The organism is Pinirhizobacter sp. (assembly GCF_035317885.1).
Taxonomy (GTDB): domain Bacteria; phylum Pseudomonadota; class Gammaproteobacteria; order Xanthomonadales; family Rhodanobacteraceae; genus Pinirhizobacter.
In genome coordinates, this window is sequence record NZ_DATHFX010000291.1 from 1 (window position 1) to 5,991 (window position 5,991).

General features: G+C 66.9%; 6 protein-coding genes and 1 pseudogene. 3 read left to right on the forward strand and 4 right to left on the reverse strand.

Features of this window, described 5'->3' with window-relative positions; genetic code table 11:
- The coding region (locus VK519_RS09495; RefSeq protein WP_324349304.1) for an MATE family efflux transporter at nt 1-1,280 on the forward strand (1,280 nt) is incomplete at its 5' end.
- A gap of 52 nt (nt 1,281-1,332) precedes the next feature.
- Nucleotides 1,333-3,282: a signal peptide peptidase SppA gene (gene sppA / locus VK519_RS09500; protein ID WP_324349305.1), complete on the forward strand. Its 1,950-nt coding sequence runs from the start codon at nt 1,333-1,335 to the stop codon at nt 3,280-3,282.
- Between the two features lie 9 nt (nt 3,283-3,291).
- On the opposite strand, the gene VK519_RS09505 is transcribed toward sppA, so the two are convergent.
- Nucleotides 3,292-3,540: a hypothetical protein gene (locus VK519_RS09505; RefSeq protein WP_324349307.1), complete on the reverse strand. Its 249-nt coding sequence runs from the start codon at nt 3,538-3,540 to the stop codon at nt 3,292-3,294.
- A complete protein-coding gene (locus VK519_RS09510) occupies nt 3,540-4,343 on the reverse strand; it encodes an ABC transporter ATP-binding protein (RefSeq protein WP_324349309.1) in 804 nt (267 codons plus the stop codon). The genes VK519_RS09505 and VK519_RS09510 overlap by 1 nt, the downstream gene beginning before the upstream one ends.
- A gap of 83 nt (nt 4,344-4,426) precedes the next feature.
- On the opposite strand from VK519_RS09510, the gene VK519_RS09515 reads away from it, so the two are divergent.
- Entirely contained in the window at nt 4,427-5,209 is a 783-nt protein-coding gene (locus VK519_RS09515; protein ID WP_324349311.1) for an SDR family oxidoreductase, read from the forward strand.
- A 7-nt stretch (nt 5,210-5,216) separates the two neighbouring features.
- On the opposite strand, the gene VK519_RS09520 is transcribed toward VK519_RS09515, so the two are convergent.
- Entirely contained in the window at nt 5,217-5,852 is a 636-nt protein-coding gene (locus VK519_RS09520) for a DUF4124 domain-containing protein (RefSeq protein WP_324349312.1), read from the reverse strand.
- Nucleotides 5,852-5,991: pseudogene (locus VK519_RS09525) on the reverse strand (DegV family protein); the annotation flags it as partial. The pseudogene VK519_RS09525 and the gene VK519_RS09520, both read right to left, overlap by 1 nt.

Here is a 5,991-nt window from a genome sequence, read left to right on the forward strand (position 1 = left end):
TGTCGGCGATGGCGCCCAATGCGATCGACGCCATCCTGGCCGGCCATTTCAGTGCGCACGTGCAGGCGGCGGTGGTCACCGGCACCAGTATCTGGGTGCTGGCCCTGGTGCTGGCCCTGGGCACCATGATGTCGGTGCCGCCCACGGTGTCACAACTCGATGGCGCGCAGCGGCGCGGCGAGATCGGCGCGATTTTCCACCAGGCGCTGTGGATCGCCTGGATCCTGGGCGCGGCGCTGTGGTTCGGCGCGCGCAACGCCACGCCGCTGATGACCGCCTTCGGTGTGGTGCCCTCGCTGCACGACGATGTCCAGGCCTTCCTGCATGCGATCAGCTGGGCGGCGCCGGCGCTCACCACCTACTTCGCGCTGCGCGGCCTGTCCGAAGGGCTGTCGATGCCGCTGCCGTCGATGTACTTCAGCATCGGCGGCCTGTTCGTGCTGGCGCCTCTGGGCTACGTACTGGTGTACGGCAAGCTCGGCTTCCCGCCGATGGGCGCCCGCGGCACCGGTATCGCCACCGCGGCGGCGATCTGGCTGGAGATGATCGGTTTGGGTACCTACATCCTGACCCATCGCGCCTATCGCGATATCAACCTGCGCCAACGCCTTGCCTTGCCCCGCTGGTCGAAGATCGCCCCGCTGTTGCACATCGGCGTCCCGATGGCCATCACCTTGTTGATGGAAGCGGGCATGTTCGTGGCCGTGGCGCTGCTGATCGGCCGCCTGGGCGAGACGGTGGCCGCCAGCCACCAGATTGCGCTGAACGTGGCGTCGATGTCGTTCATGGTGCCATTGGGCCTGTCCATGGCCATTACGGTGCGCGTGGGGAACGCGGTAGGCCGCAACGATGCGACCGGCGTGCGCTACGCAGGTTTCTGCGGCATAGGCCTGGTGATCGCCGTGCAACTGGTGGCGGTGGCGCTGATGCTGGGCCTGCCGCACGGTATCGCGGCGATCTATTCCAACAACCCGGCCGTGATCGCGATGGCGGCGCAACTGTTGTTGTTCGCCGGCATGTTCCAGTTTTCCGACGGCATCCAGGTGGCCTCCAACAGCGCGCTAAGGGGTCTTAAGGACACCCGGGTACCCATGGCGATCACCCTGGTGGCCTATTGGATGATCGGCATGCCGGTGGGCTGGTACCTGGGCTTTCCCATGGGCCTGGGCGCCCCCGGCATGTGGATCGGCCTGATCGCCGGGCTCACCGCTGCCGCGGCATTGTTATTCGGGCGTTTCTACCGGGTGGCCCGGCGCGCCAGGTGGACTTCCGTCACGTGACCGCCCCCCCGGGAACGGCTACGCTGCGCACCGGGCCCACCGGATTTTCTGCATGAGCGACCAGCTGCCACCTGCCTACCCACCGCCGCCACCGCCCCCCGCACCCGGGCCGGCTCAGGTGCGGGTGCAGGCGGCCGCGCCCGCGCGTCGGCCCAATGGCTTCTGGGCCTTCCTGAAGGCCCTGGGGCGTGGCATCAACATCACGCGGCTGGTGGTGTTGAACCTGCTGTTCTTCGGCGTTCTGTTCATCGTGCTGCTGTTCGTTTTCCTCGGCGCCGTGGGCAGCCGCGAACTGCGCATGGTCAAGGACGACAGCGTGTTGCTGATCCGGCCTGAAGGCCGGCTGGTGGAGCAGTTCAGCGATCCCATCGGCGCGGCCATCTCGCGCCTGTCGGGGAACAAGACAAGGCAAGTGCAGGTACGCGACCTCGTCGGTGCCATCGACAATGCCGCCACCGATTCGCGTATCTCGCGCATCGTGCTGGATGTGGACGACCTGCAGGCTGGCGGTTTCGCCGCCTTGCGCGAAGTGGGAGCGGCGATCGATCGCTTCCGCGCCACCGGGAAGCCGGTGATCGCCTGGGCCGCCAACCTCGACCAGGGCCAGTACTACCTCTCATCGCACGCCTCGAAAATCCTGCTCGATCCGCAGGGCAGCGTGTTGCCCACGGGTCTTGCCAATTACCGGCTGTTCTACAAGAACCTGCTGGACAAGATCGGCGTGGACGTCCACCTGTTCCGCGTGGGGCAGTTCAAGTCCGCCGCGGAGCCCTTCATCCTGGACCACGCTTCGCCGGAGTCGAAGGCCGCCGATACGTTCTACCTGGGCGGCCTGTGGGACACCTGGCTTTCCGAAGTGGCTGCGGCGCGCAAGATCGACCCGGCCAAACTTCGCGCGTCCATCGACAGCATGCCCCAGCAGATCGCCTCGGCGCGCGGCAACATCGCCCAACTGGCGCTGGACCAGCACCTGGTCGACGGCCTGGCCACCGAGGAAGAACTGATCGACGGCCTGCGCAAGGACGGTGTACCCGCCGGCAAGAACGGCGAAGGCGTGCGCAGCGTTTCGCTTGAGCGTTACAACGCGCAGATCGCCTCCATCAGCCCGTTCAACAGCAAGCCCGGCGTGGCCGTGGTGGTCGCCGAAGGCGAGATCGTCAGTGGCAAGCAGCCGCAGGGCCAGATCGGCGGCGAATCCACCGCCGCGCTGATCCGCAAGGCGCGCCTGGACAAGAAAACCGCTGCCCTCGTGCTGCGGGTGGATTCCCCGGGCGGCGAGGTGTACGCCGCCGAGCAGATCCGCCGCGAAGTGGCGCAAACGCGCGAGGCCGGCATTCCCGTGATCGTCTCGATGGGCGACGTCGCCGCCAGCGGCGGTTACTGGATCTCGATGAACGCCAACGCGATCCTCGCCGAACCCAACACCATCACCGGTTCCATCGGCATCTTCGGCATGTTCTATACGGTGCCCAACGCGCTGGACAAGATCGGCGTGCATTCGGACGGCGTGGCCGTGGGCCCGCTGGCGGGCTCCTTCGACATTACCCGGCCGCTGGATCCGAAGATCGGCATGGTGGTGCAGTCGATCATCGACAAGGGCTACCGTGATTTCGTCGGTGGCGTGGCCGCGGCGCGTGGCAAGGATTTCGCCAGCATCGATGCCATCGCCCAGGGCCGCGTGTGGACAGGCGCGCAGGCGCGCGACCGCGGGCTGGTGGACAAGCTCGGCGGCCTCAGCGACGCCATCGCCCTGGCTCGCAGCGAAGCGAAGCTCGGCAAGGATGCACCCACGCGTTACATCGAGGCGGACCTGGGTACCTTCGGCCGCGCGGTCACCAGCATGAACGATAGCGCTGCGCTGGCGATCGGGCGCTCCTGGGGCATGACCCTGCCGAAGTGGCTCTCGAGCATCGACGAGCGCCTGCCGGAGTTGAAGCTGCTCGAACACGCGCAGGCCGGCCGCCCCAACATCTACGCCTACTGCTTCTGCTCGCCGCAGTAGGCAACCGTATTATTTCGACTGGTCTTCCACCGCCGCGTCTTGCGTGGCGTGCTGCTGGTCCACGGTGGTTTGCACCGCGCGGGCTCGATCGCGGGTCTTGAGCAGCGGGTCCAGCGGGTTATATGGCCTGGCCGTGGACTGCGCCGCCTGTGGCGTGGGCGGTGCGTTCGGGTCGGGCGGCGGGGGATGGGAGCAGCCGACAGCCAGCGCCGTGACGGTTGCCAGTGCGCATGCGCGCCATGACCGTGTGTTCTTCATCAAGCTACCCTCGCCGAATACCAGGTCTCGTTCCGCTGCACGCGCAGCGGCATGTCGAACAGGCGCGACAGCGCGTCGCCGCCCAGGATTTCCGCCTTCGGGCCATCGGCGAACACCTTGCCGTCGCGGATCATCACCACGCGGCCGATCTCGGGGATGATTTCCTCGATGTGGTGGGTGACCACCACCAGGGTGGTGCCGCCCTGGGCCAGTTCCCGCAGGCGGCCAAGGAATTCCCGTCGTGCGGAAAGGTCCAGGCCGGTGCAGGGCTCGTCCAGCAGCAGGGCGCGCGGCTGGTAGACCAGCGCACGGGCAATCAGCACGCGGCGCGCCTCGCCGGTGGACAATGTGGCGACTTCCCGGTCGGCCAGCGCCAGGATGCCCACCCTTTCCAGGGCCCGGGTGGCAGCCTGCTGCATGTCGTGGGTGACGTCGTGGTCCAGTCCAAGCACCAGCGAGGCAAAAAATCCCGACAGCACCACCTCGCGCACGCGAAGGCCATCGAGGGTCTCGAAGTCCCGCCGCAGCTCCGCCGACACCACGCCGATCAGGCGACGAAGCTCGGTGACATCCCAGCGGGCGCGGCCGAACACGCGTACCGGGTCACGCCCGTCACCGGGCGAGAGGGGGTAGAGACGGCGCTCGATCATCCGTACCAGGGTGGATTTACCCGAACCGTTGGGGCCGAGGATCGCCGTGTGCTCGCCGTCGGCAACGCGCAGGCTGAAGTCCGCCAGCAGGGCGCGGTCGCCGCGGAGCACGGTGGCATGGTCGATGTCGAGCAGGAGATTGGCCTGGTCCATGACCGGAAGCATAACGCGACGGGCTCGCGCCCCGGGGTCAGAGTAATTACTCTGACCCCACACCCTTCCCATGGAGATCCACGATGCATCCACGGCTGGCAAGCTGGCAACTGGACGGCCAGACGGCGCTGGTGACCGGTGCGAGCAAGGGCATTGGGTACGCCTGCGCGCGCGAGTTGGCCGCGCTGGGCGCGGACCTGCTGCTGGTGGCCCGTGACGAGATCCACCTGGATCACGTTCGCGCCGAACTCGCCGACGAAGCCCCGCATGCGTCGGTGCTGGCACTGGCCGCCGACCTGACGGACGCTGAAGACCGCCTGGCGGTACTGGACTGGATCGCCGACCTCGGCAGTCCGCTGTCACTGCTGGTGAACAATGTCGGCGGCAACGCGCCGGCGGCCACGATGGACTATTCGTCCGACGACTACCGCCGCCTCTTCGAAACCAATGTGTTTTCCGCCTTCGAGATGTGCCGCCTGGCCTATCCGCACCTGGTGCAGCACGGCAATGCCGCCATCGTGAACGTGGGATCGGTGTCCGGCGCGATCCACGTGCGCACGGGCTCGGTCTATGGCATGACCAAGGCCGCCGTGCACCAGCTCACGCGGAACCTGGCCGTGGAGTGGGCTGAAGACGGCATCCGCGTGAATGCCGTGGCGCCCTGGTACATCCGTACCCAGCGTTCGGAACCGGCGCTGGCCGATGCGGATTATCTTGAGGAAGTGCTCGACCACACGCCGATGCGCCGCATCGGGGAGCCGGAGGAAGTGGCTGCCGCAGTGGCCTTCCTGTGCCTGCCGGCGGCAAGCTACATCACCGGCGAGGTGGTAGCGGTGGACGGCGGTTTCCTGCGTTACGGCTTCTAGATTCGCGCTACGGACCGCAGCCCTTCAGCTGCGCGCGCAGCTCCGCGTCACGCTGTTCGAAGGGCGGCTGCTGGCTCTTGAAAGCCTTGCGCAGCTTGTCGCCGTTCTCGTCCAACTGGTCCTGCAAGGCCTTGCAGGTTTCTTCCGGCGAAAGCTGGTGGCAACTGTCTTGCACCCAGACGTAGTTGCTGCCGATCAGCTGGCCGTTGACCTTGCCGTGGTTGAATTCCGGTGCCGAGGGCACGGCCTGGGCCGATAGCGAGCTGCCATAGCTGCCCACGACGCCCGCTGGCGCCAGGTATGGCTGGCCCGGTCCGTTACTGGTGTAGGGCGTGCCGTCAGTGGCGCGCACGCAGCCGTACATCACCGGGATCGAAGGTGGAGGCGGTGGCAAGGCATTGATCTGCGCAGGTTGGGGAGGGGGCGTCGGCGCCACCGGCGGCAACGGCGCGGGTGGCGTGGTCATCGGCTCGGTATCGTCGATCACCCGCTTCTCGGACTTCGACCCGTGCGGGCACGGCATGTTCTGGTAGGTGACCTCGCCATGGCTGGCGGTGCACTTGTAGATGTCCGTGGCGCGGCTGGCAGGCAGGTACGCCAGGAAGCCCAACACCACCAGGGAAACGAAGACGGCAAGGCGCATCAGAACTCCGCCACGTGCTCTTCGGCGGCGAAGCCGATGGTCATGGCGCCTTCGCCCACGTTCACCATGCCGGTGATGCTCATCGGGCTTTCCAGCATCTGAACGCCGGCACCCTCGCAAGTCTTGAGCAAAATCTCGT

Coding starts and splice junctions, on each gene's coding strand:
- sppA (WP_324349305.1), top strand. CDS start 1,333: ATGAGCGACCAGCTGCCACCTGCCTACCCACCGCCGCCACCGCCCCCC.
- VK519_RS09505 (WP_324349307.1), bottom strand. CDS start 3,540: ATGAAGAACACACGGTCATGGCGCGCATGCGCACTGGCAACCGTCACG.
- VK519_RS09520 (WP_324349312.1), bottom strand. CDS start 5,852: ATGCGCCTTGCCGTCTTCGTTTCCCTGGTGGTGTTGGGCTTCCTGGCG.
- VK519_RS09510 (WP_324349309.1), bottom strand. CDS start 4,343: ATGGACCAGGCCAATCTCCTGCTCGACATCGACCATGCCACCGTGCTC.
- VK519_RS09515 (WP_324349311.1), top strand. CDS start 4,427: ATGCATCCACGGCTGGCAAGCTGGCAACTGGACGGCCAGACGGCGCTG.